General features: G+C 49.6%; 19 protein-coding genes, 5 tRNA genes and 3 rRNA genes. 6 read left to right on the top strand and 21 right to left on the bottom strand.

All coding sequences use genetic code 11. The features are described from left to right. Positions 1–190: 190 nt before the first annotated feature. The 8 genes from EJE48_RS10090 to EJE48_RS10055 form a co-directional block, all read right to left on the bottom strand. Positions 191–577, bottom strand: a complete 387-nt coding sequence (locus EJE48_RS10090) for a hypothetical protein (protein WP_016407022.1) — start codon at positions 575–577, stop codon at positions 191–193. Positions 578–622: 45 nt separating this feature from the next. After that, entirely contained in the window at positions 623–1,465 is an 843-nt protein-coding gene (gene rsmI, locus EJE48_RS10085) for a 16S rRNA (cytidine(1402)-2'-O)-methyltransferase (RefSeq protein WP_118581158.1), read from the bottom strand. Between the two features lie 21 nt (positions 1,466–1,486). Further along, complete coding sequence (locus tag EJE48_RS10080; protein ID WP_124984548.1) at positions 1,487–2,242, bottom strand: tRNA1(Val) (adenine(37)-N6)-methyltransferase; 756 nt, start codon at positions 2,240–2,242, stop codon at positions 1,487–1,489. Continuing rightward, positions 2,232–3,098 (bottom strand): PSP1 domain-containing protein, encoded by an 867-nt coding sequence (locus EJE48_RS10075; protein WP_124984547.1) that lies wholly within the window; start codon positions 3,096–3,098, stop codon positions 2,232–2,234. Before EJE48_RS10075 ends, EJE48_RS10080 begins: the two co-directional genes overlap by 11 nt. Beyond that, on the bottom strand, positions 3,095–4,081 hold the full coding sequence (locus EJE48_RS10070; protein ID WP_124984546.1) for a DNA polymerase III subunit: 987 nt from the start codon (positions 4,079–4,081) through the stop codon (positions 3,095–3,097). The genes EJE48_RS10075 and EJE48_RS10070 overlap by 4 nt, the downstream gene beginning before the upstream one ends. Positions 4,082–4,114: 33 nt before the next feature. Beyond that, positions 4,115–4,441, bottom strand: a complete 327-nt coding sequence (locus EJE48_RS10065) for a cyclic-di-AMP receptor (protein ID WP_016407017.1) — start codon at positions 4,439–4,441, stop codon at positions 4,115–4,117. Positions 4,442–4,453: 12 nt separating this feature from the next. Continuing rightward, entirely contained in the window at positions 4,454–5,092 is a 639-nt protein-coding gene (gene tmk / locus EJE48_RS10060) for a dTMP kinase (protein WP_124984596.1), read from the bottom strand. 209 nt (positions 5,093–5,301) lie between these two features. After that, positions 5,302–5,457, bottom strand: coding sequence for a ribbon-helix-helix domain-containing protein (locus EJE48_RS10055; protein ID WP_016407015.1), 156 nt, complete (start codon positions 5,455–5,457; stop codon positions 5,302–5,304). A 100-nt stretch (positions 5,458–5,557) separates the two neighbouring features. On the opposite strand from EJE48_RS10055, the gene EJE48_RS10050 reads away from it, so the two are divergent. From EJE48_RS10050 to EJE48_RS10030, 5 genes are all read left to right on the top strand, one after another. Beyond that, entirely contained in the window at positions 5,558–5,857 is a 300-nt protein-coding gene (locus tag EJE48_RS10050) for a helix-turn-helix domain-containing protein (protein ID WP_016407014.1), read from the top strand. A gap of 162 nt (positions 5,858–6,019) precedes the next feature. Beyond that, complete coding sequence (locus EJE48_RS10045) at positions 6,020–6,262, top strand: helix-turn-helix domain-containing protein (RefSeq protein ID WP_118581173.1); 243 nt, start codon at positions 6,020–6,022, stop codon at positions 6,260–6,262. Positions 6,263–6,580: 318 nt separating this feature from the next. Next, positions 6,581–8,140, top strand: coding sequence for a DUF3794 and LysM peptidoglycan-binding domain-containing protein (locus tag EJE48_RS10040; protein ID WP_118581176.1), 1,560 nt, complete (start codon positions 6,581–6,583; stop codon positions 8,138–8,140). Between the two features lie 190 nt (positions 8,141–8,330). Further along, positions 8,331–8,870, top strand: a complete 540-nt coding sequence (locus EJE48_RS10035) for an RNA polymerase sigma factor (RefSeq protein WP_118581179.1) — start codon at positions 8,331–8,333, stop codon at positions 8,868–8,870. Then, entirely contained in the window at positions 8,867–9,649 is a 783-nt protein-coding gene (locus EJE48_RS10030) for a hypothetical protein (RefSeq protein ID WP_118581182.1), read from the top strand. Before EJE48_RS10035 ends, EJE48_RS10030 begins: the two co-directional genes overlap by 4 nt. A gap of 61 nt (positions 9,650–9,710) precedes the next feature. Here EJE48_RS10030 and EJE48_RS10025 read toward each other — a convergent pair whose 3' ends face one another. Beyond that, complete coding sequence (locus EJE48_RS10025) at positions 9,711–10,595, bottom strand: DMT family transporter (RefSeq protein ID WP_118581185.1); 885 nt, start codon at positions 10,593–10,595, stop codon at positions 9,711–9,713. Positions 10,596–10,717: 122 nt separating this feature from the next. Between EJE48_RS10025 and EJE48_RS10020 the strand changes: the two genes are divergently transcribed. Continuing rightward, positions 10,718–11,578 (top strand): LysR family transcriptional regulator, encoded by an 861-nt coding sequence (locus EJE48_RS10020; RefSeq protein WP_118581188.1) that lies wholly within the window; start codon positions 10,718–10,720, stop codon positions 11,576–11,578. A 63-nt stretch (positions 11,579–11,641) separates the two neighbouring features. Here EJE48_RS10020 and lepB read toward each other — a convergent pair whose 3' ends face one another. The 12 genes from lepB to EJE48_RS09960 form a co-directional block, all read right to left on the bottom strand. Continuing rightward, on the bottom strand, positions 11,642–12,139 hold the full coding sequence (gene lepB / locus EJE48_RS10015; RefSeq protein WP_118581191.1) for a signal peptidase I: 498 nt from the start codon (positions 12,137–12,139) through the stop codon (positions 11,642–11,644). Between the two features lie 165 nt (positions 12,140–12,304). Next, positions 12,305–14,185: a PTS fructose transporter subunit IIABC gene (locus EJE48_RS10010; protein ID WP_118581194.1), complete on the bottom strand. Its 1,881-nt coding sequence runs from the start codon at positions 14,183–14,185 to the stop codon at positions 12,305–12,307. Positions 14,186–14,202: 17 nt separating this feature from the next. After that, positions 14,203–15,129, bottom strand: coding sequence for a 1-phosphofructokinase (pfkB, locus tag EJE48_RS10005; RefSeq protein ID WP_016406613.1), 927 nt, complete (start codon positions 15,127–15,129; stop codon positions 14,203–14,205). Between the two features lie 158 nt (positions 15,130–15,287). Further along, the gene (locus tag EJE48_RS10000; protein ID WP_016406614.1) at positions 15,288–15,467 is read right to left on the bottom strand and encodes a DUF6472 family protein; all 180 of its coding nucleotides are present in this window, start codon (positions 15,465–15,467) and stop codon (positions 15,288–15,290) included. A 101-nt stretch (positions 15,468–15,568) separates the two neighbouring features. Further along, a tRNA-Val gene (locus EJE48_RS09995) sits at positions 15,569–15,641 on the bottom strand. 6 nt (positions 15,642–15,647) lie between these two features. Beyond that, positions 15,648–15,721, bottom strand: a tRNA-Asp gene (locus tag EJE48_RS09990). A 37-nt stretch (positions 15,722–15,758) separates the two neighbouring features. After that, positions 15,759–15,834, bottom strand: a tRNA-Trp gene (locus EJE48_RS09985). A gap of 78 nt (positions 15,835–15,912) precedes the next feature. After that, positions 15,913–18,808 (bottom strand): 23S ribosomal RNA (locus tag EJE48_RS09980). A gap of 158 nt (positions 18,809–18,966) precedes the next feature. Further along, a tRNA-Ala gene (locus EJE48_RS09975) sits at positions 18,967–19,039 on the bottom strand. 13 nt (positions 19,040–19,052) lie between these two features. Further along, a tRNA-Ile gene (locus EJE48_RS09970) sits at positions 19,053–19,126 on the bottom strand. Between the two features lie 6 nt (positions 19,127–19,132). Next, positions 19,133–19,250: ribosomal RNA gene (rrf, locus tag EJE48_RS09965) — 5S ribosomal RNA — on the bottom strand. Positions 19,251–19,481: 231 nt separating this feature from the next. Then, positions 19,482–20,647: ribosomal RNA gene (locus tag EJE48_RS09960) — 16S ribosomal RNA — on the bottom strand; the annotation flags it as partial.

Below are 20,647 nucleotides of genomic sequence, written 5' to 3'. Positions count from 1 at the left end.
GAAATTCTTTATTTCGCCAAAAGAGTTCCAAACGGGTGAACCTCTTATCTTCACCAAACGGATTCTTGGCTCGAATGAGCCCATTCAGTGCAAAGCACTGCTAACATCTTGGCGCGGCTGCGCCCCATCGCCGCCAACCCAAAAAGGGCAGTCACAGAATCCTCTGCAACTACCCTTTCTTTTTATTCCTTTATTCTGCTTTTGTGACCTCTGCGATTTTTTCCAGCTGATGTGCGATAATCTTATTGCCTGTCTTAATGCAAACCAAATTCACACGATTCAGCCCGATAAATTCCCCAACAATCACATTCTGCTGTATTGTTGTAATCCGAATCTGCATCCCTCTTTTGAATTCCTTGCCCTTGAACGAAAGCACATCGATCGGAAACAGCTCCTTACAACGGTCAATCGCGCGCTTATCAAAGGTCTGAATCACATAGGTTTTTTCTTTGTTTTTCCCGCTTTCCTTGCGGCGCTGAAAAACGCGGTAAATATAGGTCAGGACATATGCCATCCCTGCCGCAAATAAATACTCTCTCCAGCCTAAAGCAGAAAAGCCTGCCAGCAATCTTTCCATCTGAAAAACCTCCTTTCCGTTGTCCGCCAAAGCGGCAGCAATCGTTTATTTTTTCAGAATCTGATAAATCTCTCGTTTAGACACCCCTCTGTCCTTCGCCGCCTGCTTCATGGCATCCTTCTCGCTCATGCCCTCGGCAACGTATTTTGCGACATGTTCTTCTACAGAAATGCTTTCCCAGCCTTCCCGCTCCGCCTGCCGCTGTGCCTCTAAAGAAAAGCCCTCACAAACCAGAACGAATTCGCCCTTCGGAGGATTTTCGGAAAAATACCGCAGATGCTCGCCAATCGTTGCCCTGCGTACCTCCTCAAATTTCTTCGTCAGTTCTCGGACAGCCGCCACTTCTCTGCTTTCGCCGAACAGCTCCGCCAATTCCGCAAGTGTATCCGTCAGGCGATGCGGTGCCTCATAGAAAATCATCGTGCGATGCTCCCGCTCCAGCGTTTTCAGAATGGCTCTCCGCTCCTTTTTATCAGGCGGCAAAAAGCCCTCGAACACAAAGCGTCTGGTATCCAGACCGGAAAGCACCAATGCCACCACAGCCGCCGATGCACCGGGCGCAACCGTCACAGGCACACCTGCCGCATAGCAAAGCTTGACCAAATCCGCCCCCGGATCGGAAATGCCGGGCATGCCCGCATCCGTCACCAGTGCGATGCTTTCCCCTGCCAGAAGCCGCTCCACCAGAACAGGCCCCTTTGTGACCTTATTATGCTCATGGTAACTTGTCATGGGTGTTTTAATCTCGAAATGATTCAGTAATTTTAAGGTATTGCGCGTATCCTCCGCCGCAATCACATCCACGCGTTCCATCAGCTTGAGCACCCGCAGGGTAATATCCTCCAGATTGCCGATGGGCGTGGCACAAAGATACAATGTTCCTGCCATAGCCTGCCATAAACAAACGCCTTACGCCTGTCCCTTTCCGTAATAAATCTCTACAATTTCCTCGGTATATTCCTGCGGTGCCTGATAAATCACCAGAGGTGCATCCACCTTCACCATGGGCTTGCCGCCCCTTGCCGCCTCCACCAGAACCATGGTCGGCTCCTTATCGGCGTAGGGCTGCACGAAACGAATCCGCTTCGGCTCCAGCTTATACTGTCGCAGAAGCACCATGATATCCGTCAGGCGGTGCGGTCTGTGAATCATATAAAACCGCCCCAAGGGTCGGAGCAGCCGTGCCGCCGCCGCAACCACATCCTCCAGAGAGCATAAAATCTCATGCCTTGCGATTGCCTTTGCCGCAAAGGGGTTCACCAGACCGCCGCCCTCGTTCATATAGGGCGGATTGGAAGTCACCACATCAAACGAGGATGCCCCGAACAGCTGCACCGCTTCCTTGATATCCCCCTCTTGGATGGAAACCCGTTCCTCCAGCTCATTTAAAAGCACACTGCGGTTTGCCATTTCCGCACTCTCCGTCTGGATTTCCAATCCGGTGAAATGCTTTCCTTCTGTTTTTGCCGCCAAAAGAATCGGGATAATGCCTGTGCCTGTGCCTAAATCCAATACGTTCTCGCCTTTTTTTATCTTCGCAAAGCCGCTGAGAATGACTGCATCCACGCCAAAGCAGAAGCGCTTTGGATCCTGAATAATCAGATGCCCGTCCCGATGCAGATCATCCACTCTCTCATGGGGATGGATGGTAATATCATTCCTCATGATGCTTTTCGCCCTCCGAATTCTGCTTGCGCTTCTTCTTAGAGCGAATCAGCTTGATTTCATCCACATGATAGAACCCAATAGTCGGGGGATCGTTCTCCACCTTTCTGACTGCCGCCTTTACCTGCTGCATCAGCACATTTGTGGTGAGAATTTCACCTGTACCGTCGGGCGTGGAAATAATATCCCCCACGCGGGGCAGCTTTTTATTGAGTTCCTCATAAACATCCTCTTCATATTTCAGACAACACATCAATCTGCCGCAGATACCGCTGATTTTTGTAGGATTGAGGGAAAGATTCTGCTCCTTCGCCATCTTAATGGATACAGGCTGAAAATCGCCCAGAAAGGTTGCACAGCAAAGCGGTCTGCCGCAAATGCCGATGCCGTTGAGCATTTTTGCTTCATCCCTCACGCCAATCTGGCGCAGCTCGATACGCATGCGGAACACCGCCGCCAGCTCCTTTACCAGCTCACGGAAATCCACACGCCCGTCAGAGGTGAAATAGAAAATCAGCTTATTTCTGTCAAACGTCATCTCCACATCCACCAGCTTCATATCCAACCCCAAACGGGAGATTTTCTCCAGACAAATCCCAAAAGCCTCTGTTTCCTTCTTATGGTTTTGCTCTACGGATTTTGTATCCTCCTCTGTTGCCCTGCGCATCACCTGCTTCAGCGGCGGAACAATGGCCTCCTCCGGCACAAAGCTGTTGCCCTTGATGACTGTGCCGTATTCAATTCCTCTCGCCGTTTCCACGATAGCGCCGTCTTCCTTTTCCAGTTTGATGCCGGCAGGGTCAAAATAATACATCTTCCCTGCCTTCTTGAACCGAATTCCAACTACTTCTATCATTTACCAGTCTCCTTTAAATCCATCAGCATGACTTCCATCGTCAGCCGAAAATTTGCATTCTGTGCCAGACGCATTCGTGCGGTTCTGACTGCGGCTGCCTTCTTCGCCAGAAGTGCCGCAGGCTCCTTCGCCGCCCGAAAGATGGCATCCTTTTTATCTCTTTGTATGAGGTATCCTTCCTCCCGCAGGCTTTTTGCCGTCAGCAGGTCGCGATACCATAATTCCATAATATCCAAAAAACGCAGGTCATTTTTATAGACCTCAAAATCCTTCGCAAGCAGATAGGCATCCCCCTCGCTCATGGAGGGCAGGGCTTCTAATTTGCCCAAAATATCCTGCCGCATTTTCCGAAAGCCTTCATCCTCGACAAGCTCCAACGCCTGCCCGATTCGCCCTTGGGCATACGCCGAAAGGATGTGGCTTTCCTCTGCCAAATGACCTGCCTGCATGAGGTAATCCGCAATCGTTTCCGCCGAAAGCGGACGAATTTTCATCACCACCACACGGGAAAGAATCGTCGGCAGAAATGCCTCGGCACGCTCCGCCAGAAGCAGAAATACCGCATGCGCAGGCGGCTCCTCCAGCGTTTTCAGAAGCGCATTCTGGCTCTGGATATTCAAGGTATCCGCCTTTTCGATGATATAAATTTTCTTTTCATACCGAAACGGCTTTAAATCCACCGTTTCCAGAAGCTGCTCGCGCACATCCTCAATCGTGTAGGTTTTCCCGTTTTTCAACGGCTGAAAATAAATCACGTCGGGGTGGTTGCCATGATTGAAGGCATGGCAGCTTTTGCAGCTGTCACAGGGGCGTTTTTCGCCTTCACATTGCAGTGCCTTCGCAAAGGTATTTGCAATCAGCCGCTTGCCTGCCCCTGCGCCGCCCAGGAAAAGATAGGCATGGGAGCTTCTTCCGCTCGCGGCAGAACGCCTAAGCTGCTCCACCAAAGGGGTATTCCCTCGGATTTCCTCAAATGTATACAAATCCGCCGCTCCTTTCCTTGGATTTTTCCGGAATCAATATTTGTGGAACTGCTCCACATCCAGTACAAATACCGTTGCACCGCCAACCTTTACCTCAATGGGTGCCAGAATCAAGCCGTGCATGGCACCGCAGGAGGAGGGCAGTGTCGCATACTGGGTACGCGCCTTGCTGTTTTCCTCGATGATTTTCAGCGCGCCTTCTACCTTTTCATCCTCCACACCTGTCATAATGGTGGTGTTGCCTGCGCGCAGGAAGCCACCCTTTGTGGAAAGTCTCGTTACCTGAAATTTTGCTTCGTTCAGATGAGAGATTACTTCGCTCGCATCCTCGTCCTGAATAATCGCAATGATGAGTTTCATAAAAACCCCTCCTTATTTTTGTGGCACAAAGCCAAATACTCTGTCTAACGCTTTTCGGATATCCGCAAAGACGGCCTCGGCAGGTCTGTCCGCATCAATATCCGCAATTCTTGTGCTGTTTTCCTTCGCAAGCTGCAAATAGCCTGCATACACCGCTTCATGAAATGCCGCCTTTTCCTGCTCCAAACGGTCAAGCACATGCCCGTCCTGTCGGTTTTTCCGCGCCATCCCCGCCGCAGGGGTAATGTTCAGAAAAATCGTCAGATCCGGCTCCAGACCGCCTGTTGCAATACGGTTTACCTCTGCCACCATATCCCCAAGACCTCTGCCGAAGCCCTGATAGGCAATGCTGGAATCGGTGAAACGGTCAGAAAGCACCGTCTTTCCTGCCCTGAGTGCAGGAAGAATTTTTTCCTCAACGTGCTGTGCGCGCGCCGCCGCATACAGCAGCATTTCCGCACGCCCCGTCAAGTCCCTGTTGGCAGGGTCAAGAATCATCTCTCGGATTTTTTCTGCCATCGGCGTACCACCCGGCTCTCTGGTCAGAAGGACTTCCTGCCCCATCTCTGTCAGATATGCCTCTATTCTCTGCATCTGTGTGGATTTGCCGCTGCCATCGCCGCCCTCCACGGAAATAAAATAGCCTTTCATCATACACCTCTGCGTAAAAATCATAAAAAACCTTGCCCGCCGCAGGCGCGAACCCGAAAAATGGGTATACGCTTGCTAATTGTATATTATAGCATATCCATCATAAGGACGCAAAGAAATTGCATGGAAATTCCTGCTGCGGCGGCAAAATTTACGACGAAAAATCAGCCCTTCAATCAAGTTGAAGGGCTTGTAAAAAATACGATATTCTATTTTTCCGTTTGCTCTAAATGCTTCAAATGCTCTGTTAAAACTAAATTGATATATTGCGAAAAAGAACGCTGTTGCTCCTCCGATAATTCCTTCACTCTTTTTACAATGTCTTCATCCAGCGTAACGCTGACCTTCTGTTTCAGTGGTCTCATCTTTCCTCACCTCTAACCAAACAATACTACATCCTCGCCCTTAGTATTGACTATTCGCCTAAAGTAGGATAAAGTAGTATAATAAAACAGAGGTGATTTTATGTCGGATTTCTCTTTCAATTTGAAAAAATATCGAAAACGGAAAAATTTATCACAATGCAAACTAGCAAAGACTCTGCACTATGGCTGTACTGCCATCGCAAATTATGAATCCGGCAGAAACGAACCTTCTATTGATTCTCTGATTAAATTGGCAGAAGCTTTAGATGTAACCATTGATGAATTGGTCGGCATAAAACAAAAATCAGATGAACTGCATCTGCTTTCCGCTTTTAAAAAATTGGATAACCGTAAAAAACAAACCGTGTTGTGCCTCGTTGATGCCCTTCTGTCTCCATAAGATAAAAGGTCTTTTTTTGTCCGCCCACAGGGAATTCTTCGATGAAATATTTTAAATGCAACGCATTTTCCTATTTCAGAGAAGATTTCCCGAAGGTTGCGGACGTTGACAGACCCATAAATTCTGGGTATTCTGAAAAAAAACAAATAGGAGGATACCCACATGAATACCATTACCGCAATCAGAAACCGCATCTTGCAGCTTTGCGAGGAACGTAACCTTACCATCAATAAACTGGCAACGATTTCTGCCGTTTCCCCTTCTTCTCTGAAAAGTATCCTCTACGGAAATAGCAATAACCCAAAAATCCTCACACTGAAAATGCTCTGCGATGGTCTGGATATTACCCTTGCAGAATTTTTCGATACCCCAGAGTTTAATACACTGGAACAGGAAATTAAATAATCGTCCGCCCACAGGGAATTCTTCGATGAAATATTTTAAATGCAACGCATTTCCTATTTCAGAGAAGATTTCCCAAAAGTCGCGGACGTTTTAAACCTTTCACCCGCTCGCAGGGAATTCTTTTTCAAAATATTTAAAATGCGTAGCGTTTGCCTTTTTTGAAAAAGATTTCTCAAGAATAGCGGACGTTTTATCCCTTCCCCTCAAATATCATTCATAAAATTCCCTCCCCTTCATATATTTGCATAGAGACAAAGTGTAGATTTGTTTGGCATTTTTGCAAAAGAAGGATACTTGATTCAGAATAGGAGGGTTTTTATGCCGTTGACATTGGCAAAGGAAACAATGGATATGAACTGGAAGGACGCTGCCGCAAGCGGTTCCTCTCAAATTCTTCTGGAAGGAGATATGATCGTCCCCGACAGTAAGCCGGATCTGCAGGAAATCCTGCGCTGTCAGGGAAACGTGAAAATCAGAGAAAAACGCGTCACCGATGACCGCATTTCCTTTTCGGGCGATCTGGAAATCTCTGTGCTCTATCGGGCAAAAAACGGCGAGCGTCCGCTGTATGCCATGCAGGCAAGCCTGCCCCTTGAGGATTTTTTACATATCGACGGTCTGGAAAAGGATATGGAAACCTCCCTTGATGCTGTCCCGGAGCATCTGGACTGCCAGATTATCAATGATAGAAAAATCGGCGTGAAGGCCGTCCTTGGCGTGACCGCAACAGGCGAACGTCAAAATCATACAGAAATTTTGAGCGGTATCAGCGGTGAGGGCATTGAATGTCTGCAAGGCATACTGCGGATGGAGCAGAACACCGCTCCCCTAAAAGACCGCTTCACCGTCAAGGAGGAAATCACCCTTCCCTCCGCCAAGCCCGAAATTGCAGATGTCCTCTGGCAGACCATCGACCTCACAGAGCAGGATATTCGCGCCATGGATGGTAAGGTAATGGTGCGCGGCAATCTGCGCATTTGTATGCTGTATTGCGATACCGAGGGCAATCTCGGCAGCTTCTGCGAAAAAATCCCTTTTAGCGGCTATCTGGAAGGGGAAGGCATCGAGCCGAAAACCGAATTGACCGGCACTTTACAGATTGAGGATGCAAAGCTGACCCCTACCGTAGATGAAGACGGCGAGGCAAGGCAGCTTGCGGTCGATGTCGCTGTCAGCGCCGCCTTGCAGGGCAGAGAAACCGTTGAACGAGAAATCCTGCAGGATGCCTATGCCCCGACAGGTACGGTCACACTCGAAAAGGAAACCATCACCTACCCCGTCACCGTCGGCAGCGGGAAAAACCAATTCTCTCTGAAGGAACGGATTCACTTAGCGGAAAGCGAAAAGCCTCTGCTCCGCGCAGAGGAGGTTTGGGGCGAGGTGCGCCTTTCCGAAGCACGCACCACCACAGATGCCGTAGAAGCCGATGGCGTTCTGACCGTCAGCCTGCTGTATCACTGCGAGAATGACGAAACACCGCTCTGTATGCTGGAACGCGGGATTCCCTTCGGGCAAATGATGGAGCTGCGTGGTGTGGAGGAGGGCGATGCCGCCGCGGTGCAGTTGCGTCTGGATGATTTGGATTTTCAAATGCTTTCCGAGCAGGAGGGCGAGCTGCGTGCTGCCGTCACCATGGAAGCCGTTGTCCTGCGAGACGAAACGGCGGAAATCGTGAAGGATATCACGCCGGAGGAGGAAGCAGCCCCCTCCCCCATGGCAGGCGCAATCATTTATATGGTACAGCCGCAGGATACGCTTTGGAAAATTGCCAAGCGCTACCGCACAACGGTGGAGGATATTCTTTCCATCAATGAGATTGAAAACCCCGACCTCATTTACCCCGGGCAGAAGCTGCTCATCATCAAAATGGTGCATTGACCGAAAAGAGCCTATTGTCTATATAATACAGACAGCAGGCTCTTTTTTCTTGCATTTCTGCAAGGCTATACTTTATGGTATAAAAAAACTATTTTTTCAAAAATGAAACCTTTTTCAATTTTTTAGGATATATAAGAGTGTAAGGCGCTTTACAAATCCTTTTACACTTACAAAAGAAAGTAGGTTTGAAATGGCAGAGGAAGAAAAGCTGCTCATGCGGCTCAAAAATGGAAAAAGAAATGCAATCGACGAAGCAATCGCGGTCTATACCCCCTATCTCAGCACGGTTCTTTATAATATGCTCGGGAACCGACTGCCGAAGGAGGATATCGAGGAAATCCTATCCGATGTGTTTGTAACGCTCTGGAGGAACGCAGATACCATTGATTTGGAAAAGGGCACGCTGCGTGCCTACCTCGCCGCGGTTGCCCGAAACTTCGCATTAAAGAAATTAAATAAGCAGAGAGACTACACCAGCCTTGACGAAATTGAGCTTCCCGATGAAGCCCCAATTCCGGAGGAGAACACGGCGGAAAGTGTTGTCTGGGATGCCGTTATGAGCTTAGGGGAACCGGATAATGAAATCTTTGTGCGTTATTATATATTCGGTGAAAAAATCCGAGAAATCGCAAAGGCGACCGGCGTAAACCCATCTACCGTAAAAACCAAGCTTTCCAGAGGAAAACGAAAACTGAAAGAAATTTTATTACATGCGGAGGGACTGTTATGAAGCAAAAAAATGACTTGTTTGAAGAATTAAATATCAATCCAAAGAACAGGGATGTTTGCAGTCCGTTTGCCGTTGATATACAGGCAATCAAACGGAACGTCAACCGGACACTCGATTCCGCATATACAGAAAGGAAGACTGTCATTATGAAATCCAAAAAGAAAACAGCATGTATCGCCCTTGCCGCAACTCTGGCACTGAGTGTGACGGCGTTTGCCGCAAACGGAATAGTCTCCAACTGGTTCAGCTCCTCCTCTGCCATTGCGGATTATAAAACCCTGCCGACGGCACAGCAGGTAAAGAATGACATCGGCTATACCCCCATTCTGATTGACAGCTTTGCAAATGGCTATACCTTCAAAGACGGGAATATCATCAACAACAATTTGAAGGATGAAAACAACAATTCCATCGAAAAATTCAAATCTGTATCCTTCGACTATGAAAAGGACGATGATATCGTTATTTTTTCGCAGGATAAATACAATTCTCAGGCGGAATTGCAGGGCAGTGTCGCAAAAACTGTCGGGGATACCGATATTTACTACTACAGCTACACGAATAAGTTCGTTCCCGCTGATTATACGCTGACTGACGCAGACAAAAGAGCCGAGGCAAACGGCGACCTTGTATTCAGCTATGGCGCGGCAGAGGTAGAAATCAGCGAGGTGCAAAGTGCTACCTTCGTAAAGGATGGCACGCAGTATCAGCTATTGCAGATTAACGGCAAACTGAGCGGAGATGAACTTGTAAAAATGGCGGAGGAACTTGTCGCTTAAGTCGAAAATGGGGCTTATACAGAGAGAAGCGGTGAAACGAGGGAGTGTTTCACCGCTTCTTTTATTCTGAAAAGGAGGACCTTGTCTTTTTCCCACTCATCTCCGCAAGCATCGCGCCACCTAAGATGCATCCCACGCCCAGAAGCCGCAGGAGACTCATACCCTCCCGCAGCAGCACTGCCGAAAGCACCACAGCCGAAAACGGCTCCAGATAGCCCAAAACCGCAACACTCTGCACAGACAGCCGCCCGATAGATGAAAAATAAAGATAGCACCCAAGACCTGTATTCACAACGCCAAGCAGAAGTACGAATCGCCAAGCGTCTGCCGGAATCGAGAAGAACAGCCCCTCTCGGAAAAGCAGAAAAATCGCCACCGTCACCGTGCTGAACAGCAGCTGATACAGCACATTTTCCATTCCGACGATATGCGTCACCTTCTTATTCGCAATCACAAGCACCGCATACATCACTGCCGACATACCGCCACAAAACAGTCCCCAGAGGGTTTTTCCCTCCTGCGCCGCCTGCCCGTTAATAAGGAATACACCGACAAGCACCACCAAAAAGCCAAGACATTTATGCAGTGTCAATTTCTCATGGAACAGTATCGGTGCCAAAGCCATCACAATGACAGGGCCGCAGTAGCACAAAAGCGATGCCGTCCTCACGCCAATCTGCTGATACGCTTCATATAAAAACAGCCAGTTGCCGCCCATTGCCGCCCCCGAAATTGCCAGAAAGCATAAATCTCTCTCGTATCCCTTGACGTTTCGCTTCTGCCTTGTCAGCAAAAACAGCAGGAGCAACACTGTAATGCCGATGATACAGCGCAGATATACAATTTTATAGCTGTCCAGCGCAATGCCGCTTGCCACAATACCATTTGAACCGAATAACAACAATCCTGCGATGTAGTTCCAATAAGATTTTCTTTCCTGTGGCACAACTGATTCCCCCTTGCAATTCTCTTTTGTTTCAGTATACTATAAGAAAAAGCAACGAAAAAGCGCATGTTTTTCATAATTTGCATGATAAATTCGCACAGAAAGAAGGGAGGGAAGCTTTCTTGGATATTCAAAAATACGAGGCATTTCTAAAAACCATAGAGCTTGGCAGTATCACCAAGGCAGCCGAAGCACTGTGCTATTCGCAATCGGGCATCAGCCGCATGATTCAGGAGGTGGAAAAGGAGCTTTCTCTTTCCCTGCTGGAGCGCGGACGCGGCGGTGTGCGCCTGACGGCAGAGGGTACGAAGCTTCTGCCGCAGATGAAAACGCTCTGCAATGCCTATCAATCCCTTTTGCAGCAGGCAGGGGATGTAAAGGAGCTTACCGCAGGGCTGATTCGCATCGGAACCTTTTCCAGTGTTGCAACGCATTGGCTCCCCAGTATCATCAGGGAATTTCAGAAGGATTATCCCAATATCGAATATGAATTTCTTCTGGGGGATTATCGCGAAATTGAAGCATGGATTCGGGAAGGGCGAGTAGACTGCGGCTTTCTCTGCCTGCCCGTCCGTCCCGATTTGGATACGATTTTTCTGGAACGGGATGATTTTCTTGCTATCCTCCCTGCAACACACCCCTTAGCACAGGCGGAGTGCATCTTTCTTGATGCCCTCTGCAAAGAGCCGTTTCTGATGCTGGAGAAGGACAAAAATGCCGAAATTGCCGATTTTTTCCGCAGAGAAGGTCTTTCGCCCAATGTCCGTTTTACTACTTGGGATGATTACGCCATTCTCTCCATTGTGGAAAGCGGTCTTGGGGTCAGCCTTTTGCCCCGTCTGATTTTGAAGCGGATTCCCTATCAGGTGGCGGCAAAGGAAACCGTTCCCTCCTTCCATCGGGATATCGTCCTTGCCCTGCGCGACAGAAAAACTGCTCCGCTTGCCGTCAGACGGTTTCTGGAATATCTCCCCCATCGCTAAAAATTTTTCTGTGCAAAAAAGCATTGCCGGAGCATTTCTCCGACAATGCTTTTTATGTTATGTTTACCGAATCCTTCCCAAAGGGAACAGGCGGAAAAACACCTTCCCCTTCAAGTCCTCACAGGGAATTGCACCCATGTTGCGGCTGTCAAAGCTTTCCCCACGGTTATCCCCCATCACAAATACCGTTCCCCTCGGCACAGTCATATCCACCAGACCGTCCGTTCTGCCGTGGATATATTCCTCCTGCAATCTTGCTCCGTTCACCTCCACACCGCCATCCGCCAGAATCCGGATGTGGTCGCCCTCTGTGGCAATGATGCGTTTTACCACCGTTTTTCCCCCGTCCGCATCATAATAATGGAACATCACAATATCGCCCGTTTCATATTTTTCCTGCATCGTCGCAAAGCGGCTCATCAGCACGATTTCCCCATCCTTCATGGTCGATTCCATGGAGCTGCCCGAAATCCGCATAGGCCAGCAGAAGAAAAACAGAATCACAATAATCACAGCCGCCTGCAGGATGGCTTTTCCCCATTCTTGTAAATGCACGTTCATTCCTTCACAACCTTCGGCGGCGAAGCTGTTTTATGTAACCCCTGCCCAAGGGCAGGGAAACGATTGGGGCTTTCCCCAGATTGAAACAAATTCGCCAAAATTCTCTATATTAGTATAAAAGATTCAGCCGAAAGACGCAAGGGACTTTCCGATGGAAAATTACGGTTATGACTCGCGCGGCTCAATTCTTTTTCTCAAAACGCCAAGCAGGAGCATCCCGACCAACGCCCCCAGAATAACCGCTGCCAGAAAGCCGAAGGGATGACTGATGACGGGCAGAACGAAAATGCCGCCATGCGGTGCGCGCAGTCCGCAGCCAAAAAACATGCTCAATCCCCCTGCCACCGCAGAGCCGATAATGCAGGCAGGCAGAACGCGCAGAGGGTCAGCTGCCGCAAAGGGAATCGCCCCCTCCGTAATAAAGCACGCCCCCATAATCAGATTTGCCACGCCGGACTGCCGTTCCTTTTCGCTGAATTTATCCCGGAAGGCGAATACTGCCAGCGCCAACGCCAACGGCGGCACCATACCACCTGCCATGACCGCCGCCATAATCTGAAATTCATTACTCGCAAGGGATGCCGTACCGAATACATACGCCGCCTTATTGATTGGGCCCCCCATATCCACGCTCATCATGCCGCCCAGAAGAACCCCAAGCAGTACACGGCTACCGGTGCCAAGCCGCGCCAGAAGCCCGTAAAGCGCTTCATTCAGCCATGCCACAGGCGGATTGATAATCAGCTGAATCAATAACCCCATCAGGAGAATCCCGAAAACAGGGTAGAGCAGAATGGACTTGATTCCCTCCAGAGAACGCGGCAGCTTATCAAAGAGCTTCTTCAGCAGCAGAATCAGATACCCTGCCGCAAAGCCTGCCAGAAGCGCCCCCAGAAAGCCACTGCCGCCCTCCTTCGCCAGAAAGCCGCCCACAAAGCCGGGTGCAAGCGCAGGTCGGTCTGCAATCCCCATCGCGATATAGCCTGCCAGAATCGGGAGCATAAAGCCAAACGCCGCATCCCCGATTGCCTTGAAAAAGGCAGCCTGCGGCAGGTTGGAGCCGAAATTGGCAGGATTCAGGCTGTAATCATCCAAAAGGAACGCAACCGCAATCAGAATACCGCCGCCGATGACAAACGGAAGCATGTGCGAAACGCCGTTCATCAGATCACGATAGACCTTCTTCCCTCTGCCGCGGACTTCCTCTCTGCCGTCCGCCATTTCCACATCCTTACCCTCGCCGTAAACAGGTGCTTCGCCCTGCAAAATCTTCCCAAGCAGCACCTCCGGCTTGCGAATCCCGTCCGCAACAGGCACCTGCAAGACCCTTTTTCCATAAAACCGCTGCATCTCCACATTTTTATCCGCCGCAACAATAATTCCCTTCGCCGCTCGGATTTCCTTCGCCGTCAGCACATTTTTCGCACCGCCGCTCCCGTTGGTTTCCACCTTAATGGTAATGCCCATCTCGCGCGCCTTGTTTTCCAGACTTTCCGCCGCCATGAAGGTATGCGCAATCCCCGTCGGGCAGGCAGTCACCGCCAGAACGTCATAATCATATTCCTGCTTTTCCGCAGTCTCCGCAAAGCGTTTTTCCTCCTCTATGCTTAAAATATGCAGAAATTCTGCCGCATCCTTTGCCGCAGTCAGCCTTTTGCGAAAATCCTCATCCATCAGCATGGCGGCAAGCCGTTCCAATACCTCCAGATGCAGCTCCGCCCCCTCCTCAGGCACCGCAATCATAAATAATAAATGCACCGGCGCACCGTCCGCACTCGCGAAATCCACGCCCTGTGGCACAACCATCGCCGCCAACGCCGCCCGTTTCACCGCACTGCTTTTGCCATGTGGAATGGCAATGCCCTCACCGATGCCTGTGGTAGAAAGGCGTTCTCTCTCTAAAATTGCCTGCTTGAATTTCTTTTTATCCTCTAAACTGCCGCTTTTCGCCAGCAGCTCCACCATCTGCCCGATGGCATCCGCCTTATCCTGTGGCTTTCTGCCAAGAGCAATGCTTTCTTTTTGCAACAACTCCGAAATTCTCATCGAAAATACATCCTTTCTTAACATTCCTCACGAATGATATTGATGGTTTCGTCATATAATCTCCGAATTTCTTCCCCCGTTGCCAAGGTTTCACAGAATGCACTCGCACTGCCTGCCGCAACACCCCATTGTAGCGCCTCACAGTAGTTGCCCGTTTTCACCCATCCTGCCACAAAGCCGCCCACCATAGAGTCCCCCGCTCCAACAGCATTGACTAGCTTTCCTCTCGGGGCTTCGCCGAATAAAATCTCCCCCTCCGCCGTCAGAAGGATTGCCCCCTCCGCCGCCAGAGAAATCAGCACATTTTTCGCCCCCATCTCCTGCAGGCGTTTTCCCTGTGCAATGATTTCCTCGCGCGTGAATAAACGTCTTTCCGCCAGCTCCTCCAATTCCTGAAGGTTCGGCTTAATAAGAAACGGCTCATACCGCAGAGTTTTCAGCAGCGCCTCCCCCGTCGCATCCACAACCGTATCAATCTCACGCCCCTTCAATAAATCCAGGATTCTTTCATAAAAATCCTGTGGCAGCGAGAGCGGTACGCTGCCCGAAATAATCAGAATATCTCCTTTCTGCAGGGTGCTTATCTTCTCAAAAAGCGCCTGCACCGCCGCCTGATCTACCGCAGGGCCACTGCCGTTGATTTCGCTGCCTTCCTGCCCCTTCAGCTTCACATTGATACGGCTGAAACCCTTTTCCAAACGGACAAAATCCGTCCGACAGCCGCGCCGTCGCAAATCCTTCTCAATAAAATCACCCGTAAAGCCTGCCAGAAATCCCAGCGCACGATTACTTACACCTAGATTCTGCAAAATCATAGCGACGTTGATACCCTTGCCGCCCGAAAAAACCGCCTCATTCAGCGCACGGTTTACCATCCCTAGGTGAAATTCGCCCAGTTGCACCACATAATCCACCGAAGGATTCACCGTTACCGTATAAATCAAAGTCATCCCTCCGTTTCGTAAGCTTCGTAAATTGTTGTTAGTATATCCGGATTTTACAGAATTATCAATCCATCCGCTGATTCGTAGCTGCATTTCCCTACTTTTTCACGTTATACCGAAAAAGGGTCGAAACAATTTTGATTGTTTCGACCCTTTCTTTACATCTGCTTACGCACCGTCCGGTATTCATCCTCCAAACGGTAATAGGGACAGCCGCCTTGAAAGCTGTCCGTGAGAAATTTTTCCATTTCATCCTCATCCAGATTCACTTCGCAGAAATATTCCTCAAATTCCTCGTCATATCCAAAATACATACAGGTTTCGCAATTTGACTGCATAGAATTTCCCCCGTTCCTCTTTCTGTATTTTTCCTCGCTGTTCGCAATAAAAAGACCCTCACCGCATTTCGCAGGAGGGATACTTTTTTGCATAAAAAAAGTGGAAGTTACAGGGCTCGAACCTGTGACCCTCTGCTTGTAAGGCAGATGCTCTCCCAGCTGAGCTAAACTTCCACAAAACGACTCAGATGGGGCTCGAACCCACGACCTCCGGCGTGACAGGCCGGCGCTCTAACCAACTGAGCTACTGAGCCATATTAAAAATAGCGAATCGTTTTTCTTTTAAAAAAATGGCAGGGGCAGAAGGATTCGAACCCTCGACATTTGGTTTTGGAGACCAACGCTCTACCAGCTGAACTATACCCCTGTATAACGGCCTCCCACTTGGGTGGGATTACACCTTCAAAACTGAATACAAACTTAGCAATCCTTGAGTAATCTTTTTTTGGTCAAGCCCTCGATCTATTAGTATTGGTCAGCTGAACATGTTACCATGCTTACACCTCCAACCTATCAACCTCATTATCTTTAAGGGATCTTACTTCCGAAGAATGGGAAATCTTATCTTGAGGGCGGCTTCACGCTTAGATGCCTTCAGCGTTTATCCGTTCCATACATAGCTACCCGGCTGTGCAGTTGGTCTGCAACCGGTACACCAGAGGTACGTCCATCCCGGTCCTCTCGTACTAAGGACAGCTCCTCTCAAATTTCCTGCGCCCACAACGGATAGGGACCGAACTGTCTCACGACGTTCTGAACCCAGCTCGCGTACCGCTTTAATGGGCGAACAGCCCAACCCTTGGGACCTACTTCAGCCCCAGGATGCGATGAGCCGACATCGAGGTGCCAAACCTCCCCGTCGATGTGAACTCTTGGGGGAGATAAGCCTGTTATCCCCAGGGTAGCTTTTATCCGTTGAGCGATGGCATTCCCACTTATTACCACCGGATCACTAAGTCCTACTTTCGTACCTGCTCGAGCCGTCGCTCTCGCAGTCAAGCCACCTTTTGCCTTTACACTCTTTGAATGGTTTCCAATCATTCTGAGGTGACCTTCGAGCGCCTCCGTTACCTTTTAGGAGGCGACCGCCCCAGTCAAACTGCCCGCCTGACATTGTCCCTCACCCGGATTACGGATGCAGGTTAGAAATTCAATGACATAAGAGTGGTATCCCACCGGCGGCTCCACGAAAACTAGCGTTCTCGCTTCTTAGCCTCCCACCTATCCTGTACATATATCATCGAATCCCAGTATCAGGCTGCAGTAAAGCTCCATGGGGTCTTTCCGTCCTGTTGCGGGTAACCAGTATCTTCACTGGTTCTTCAATTTCACCGGGCGTGTTGTCGAGACAGTGCACAAATCATTACGCCTTTCGTGCGGGTCAGAACTTACCTGACAAGGAATTTCGCTACCTTAGGACCGTTATAGTTACGGCCGCCGTTTACTGGGGCTTGAATTCAAAGCTTCGCTTGCGCTGACCTCTCCTTTTAACCTTCCAGCACCGGGCAGGCGTCAGCCCATATACTTCACCTTACGGTTTCGCATAGACCTATGTTTTTGCTAAACAGTTGCTTGTGCCTCTTTTCTGCGGCCTCTTGCGAGGCTCCCCTTATCCCGAAGTTACGGGGTCATTTTGCCGAGTTCCTTAACAACACTTCTCCCGTCGGCCTGTGGATTTTCTCCTCATCTACCTGTGTCGGTTTACGGTACGGGTACACATAACGCAATAGCGGCTTTTCTCGGCAGTGTGGATTCGGAAACTTCCTTACTTTTTTTCAGTCCTCATCACGTTTCACTTACAGGAGACGGATTTGCCTATCTCCCACAGCTTTACGCTTGACCGGGTCTTTCCATTCCCCGGTTTCCCTATCCTCCTGCGTCCCCACAGTTCTGATTATGTGTAGTACAGGAATATCAACCTGTTATCCATCGACTACGACTTTCGTCCTCGCCTTAGGCCCCGACTAACCCTGGGAAGATTAGCTTTACCCAGGAATCCTTAGATATTCGGCCTACATGTTTCTCACATGTATCTCGCTACTCATTCCGGCATTCTCTCTCCTGTTTCGTCCACCATCGCTCTCACTTTGGCTTCGTCCTTGCAGGATGCTCCTCTACCACTCCTTACTTTGTAAGGAATCCGTAGCTTCGGTGTCGTGTTTTAGCCCCGTTACATTTTCGGCGCAGGTTTTCTCGACTAGTGAGCTATTACGCACTCTTTAAATGTATGGCTGCTTCTAAGCCAACATCCTAGTTGTCTATGAAATCCCACATCCTTTTCCACTTAACACGTACTTTGGGACCTTAGCTGTCGGTCTGGGCTCTTTCCCTTTTGTCCACGCGACTTATCTCACGCAGACTGACTCCCGAGGGTATCTTGACGGCATTCTTAGTTTGATATGAGTTGGTAACCTTTTTGGGCCCCGCGTCAGTTCAGTGCTTTACCTCCGTTAGACTCCAGCTCGAGGCTAGCCCTAAAGCTATTTCGAGGAGAACCAGCTATCTCCGAGTTCGATTGGAATTTCTCCGCTATCCACACCTCATCACCACGTTTTTCAACACATGTGTGTTCGGTCCTCCAAAACCTTTTACGGTTCCTTCAACCTGGACATGGATAGGTCACCCGGTTTCGGGTCTACTAATACCAACTCTACGCCCTATTCAGACTTGGTTTCCCTTCGGCTCCGTGGCTTCTGACCACTTAACCTCGCTGGCATTAGTAACTCGCCGGACCGTTCTACAAAAAGTACGCCATCAGACTTGCGTCCTTTGACTGTTTGTAAGCACAAGGTTTCAGGTTCTCTTTCACTCCCCTCCCGGGGTCCTTTTCACCTTTCCTTCACAGTACTGCTTCACTATCGGTCACTAGGGAGTATTTAGGCTTGGGGGGTGGTCCCCCCGGCTTCCCACAAGGTTTCTCGTGTCTCGTGGTACTCTGGATCCTGCTCGCTGCTTCAAGATTTCGTCTACCGGGCTTTCACCGTCTACGGCTGGCTTTCCCAAAACCATTCGTCTATCTCTCAGCAATGCTAATTGCAGTCCGCAACCCCGAAGAACCAGGTCCTTCGGTTTGGCCTCTTTCCCGTTCGCTCGCCGCTACTTAGGAAATCGAGTTTTCTTTCTCCTCCTACTGCTACTTAGATGTTTCAGTTCACAGCGTTCCCTTCCATACGCTATGGATTCACGCATGGATACTTGAGGTTTGCTCAAGTAGGTTTCCCCATTCAGATATCTCCGGATCGATGGCTGTTTGCGCCTCCCCGAAGCTTTTCGCAGCTTACCACGTCTTTCATCGGCTCCTAGTGCCAAGGCATTCTCCTTGTGCTCTTTCTTGCTTGACCAGTTTAATATAATAGCTATTTCTCTGGAATGTTTCGTTGTAGCGATACAACTTTTGTTACATTTGAAAATAGAAAATTTTGTTTTCTCGATTGACTCTATTTTTGCTTTACTTGTATTCAGTTTTCAAGGTGCATCCCGACTTCTTTAAGCCGGTAAGTGGAGATAACGAGATTCGAACTCGTGACCCCCTGCTTGCAAGGCAGGTGCTCTCCCAGCTGAGCTATATCCCCAGACCACACAAAATGGGCTCAAGTGGACTCGAACCACCGACCTCACGCTTATCAGGCGTGCGCTCTAACCAGCTGAGCTATGAGCCCATAGGACTTCGGCGACCATCTACTCTCCCAGGCAGCTGCCCACCAAGTACCATCGACCGCTTGGGTCTTAACCGTCGTGTTCGGAATGGGAACGGGTGTGTCCCCCAAGCGCATCATCACCGAAGATGTTTTGTGTGTTTCCTATTTTGTTTGAAGGTTTGATCCTTCAAAACCGAACAATGAATATCTTTCACAACCTTGCGTTGAAAAATGTTTACGAAAACCATTCGTAATGCTTCGCATTACTCATGTATTTGCTCCGCAAACCTACCTAAAACCTCTTTGTCAGCCTGTCTTGCAAGCAATCCATTCTGACAAAAGCTTTTATGCAGCTTTTCTCCGCTTTTCTCCATAGAAAGGAGGTGATCCAGCCGCACCTTCCGATACGGCTACCTTGTTACGACTTCACCCCAGTCACTGGCTTCACCTTCGGCGGCTCCTTCCTTACGGTTAGGTCACCGACTTCGGGTGCTTCCAACTCCCATGGTGTGACGGGCGGTGTGTACAAGGCCCGGGAACGTATTCACCGCGACATTCTGATTCGCGATTACTAGCGATTCCAGCTTCATGTAGTCGAGTTGCAGACTACAATCCGAACTGGGACTGGGTTTTTGTGATTTGCTTAACGTCGCCGTCTCGCTTCACTCTGTTACCAGCCATTGTAGCACGTGTGTAGCCCAAGACATAAGGGGCATGATGATTTGACGTCATCCCCACCTTCCTCCGTGTTATCCACGGCAGTCTCCCTAGAGTGCCCAACTCAATGATGGCTACTAAGGATAAGGGTTGCGCTCGTTGCGGGACTTAACCCAACATCTCACGACACGAGCTGACGACAACCATGCACCACCTGTCACCGATGCTCCGAAGAGAAGCTCTATCTCTAGAGCGGTCATCGGGATGTCAAGCCTTGGTAAGGTTCTTCGCGTTGCTTCGAATTAAACCACATGCTCCACCGCTTGTGCGGGCCCCCGTCAATTCCTTTGAGTTTCAACCTTGCGGTCGTACTCCCCAGGTGGAGTGCTTATTGCGTTAGCTGCGGCACCGAGGATTCCTCCCCGACACCTAGCACTCATCGTTTACGGCGTGGACTACCAGGGTATCTAATCCTGTTTGCTCCCCACGCTTTCGAGCCTCAGCGTCAGTTTCAGTCCAGAAAGCCGCCTTCGCCACTGGTGTTCTTCCTAATATCTACGCATTTCACCGCTACACTAGGAATTCCGCTTTCCTCTCCTGTACTCTAGCTCGCCAGTTCCAAATGCAATCCACGAGGTTAAGCCTCGGGCTTTCACATCTGGCTCGGCGTGCCGCCTACGCTCCCTTTACACCCAGTAATTCCGGATAACGCTTGCCCCCTACGTATTACCGCGGCTGCTGGCACGTAGTTAGCCGGGGCTTCTTATTTAGGTACCGTCACTTTCTTCGTCCCTATTGATAGAAGTTTACGATCCGAAAACCTTCATCCTTCACGCGGCGTTGCTGCATCAGGGTTTCCCCCATTGTGCAATATTCCCCACTGCC

This window comes from Anaerotignum faecicola (genome assembly GCF_003865035.1).
Classification (GTDB): domain Bacteria; phylum Bacillota; class Clostridia; order Lachnospirales; family Anaerotignaceae; genus Anaerotignum_A; species Anaerotignum_A faecicola.
The sequence above is the reverse complement of the archived record's forward strand: the minus strand, read 5'-3'. Positions and strand labels throughout refer to the sequence as shown.

Coding starts and splice junctions, on each gene's coding strand:
- EJE48_RS10090 (WP_016407022.1), bottom strand. CDS start 577: ATGGAAAGATTGCTGGCAGGCTTTTCTGCTTTAGGCTGGAGAGAGTAT.
- lepB (WP_118581191.1), bottom strand. CDS start 12,139: ATGAACGTGCATTTACAAGAATGGGGAAAAGCCATCCTGCAGGCGGCT.
- EJE48_RS10035 (WP_118581179.1), top strand. CDS start 8,331: ATGGCAGAGGAAGAAAAGCTGCTCATGCGGCTCAAAAATGGAAAAAGA.
- EJE48_RS10080 (WP_124984548.1), bottom strand. CDS start 2,242: ATGAGGAATGATATTACCATCCATCCCCATGAGAGAGTGGATGATCTG.
- EJE48_RS10065 (WP_016407017.1), bottom strand. CDS start 4,441: ATGAAACTCATCATTGCGATTATTCAGGACGAGGATGCGAGCGAAGTA.
- EJE48_RS10045 (WP_118581173.1), top strand. CDS start 6,020: ATGAATACCATTACCGCAATCAGAAACCGCATCTTGCAGCTTTGCGAG.
- EJE48_RS10055 (WP_016407015.1), bottom strand. CDS start 5,457: ATGAGACCACTGAAACAGAAGGTCAGCGTTACGCTGGATGAAGACATT.
- EJE48_RS10000 (WP_016406614.1), bottom strand. CDS start 15,467: ATGCAGTCAAATTGCGAAACCTGTATGTATTTTGGATATGACGAGGAA.
- EJE48_RS10050 (WP_016407014.1), top strand. CDS start 5,558: ATGTCGGATTTCTCTTTCAATTTGAAAAAATATCGAAAACGGAAAAAT.
- EJE48_RS10030 (WP_118581182.1), top strand. CDS start 8,867: ATGAAGCAAAAAAATGACTTGTTTGAAGAATTAAATATCAATCCAAAG.
- EJE48_RS10010 (WP_118581194.1), bottom strand. CDS start 14,185: ATGAGAATTTCGGAGTTGTTGCAAAAAGAAAGCATTGCTCTTGGCAGA.
- rsmI (WP_118581158.1), bottom strand. CDS start 1,465: ATGGCAGGAACATTGTATCTTTGTGCCACGCCCATCGGCAATCTGGAG.
- EJE48_RS10075 (WP_124984547.1), bottom strand. CDS start 3,098: ATGATAGAAGTAGTTGGAATTCGGTTCAAGAAGGCAGGGAAGATGTAT.
- tmk (WP_124984596.1), bottom strand. CDS start 5,092: ATGAAAGGCTATTTTATTTCCGTGGAGGGCGGCGATGGCAGCGGCAAA.
- EJE48_RS10040 (WP_118581176.1), top strand. CDS start 6,581: ATGCCGTTGACATTGGCAAAGGAAACAATGGATATGAACTGGAAGGAC.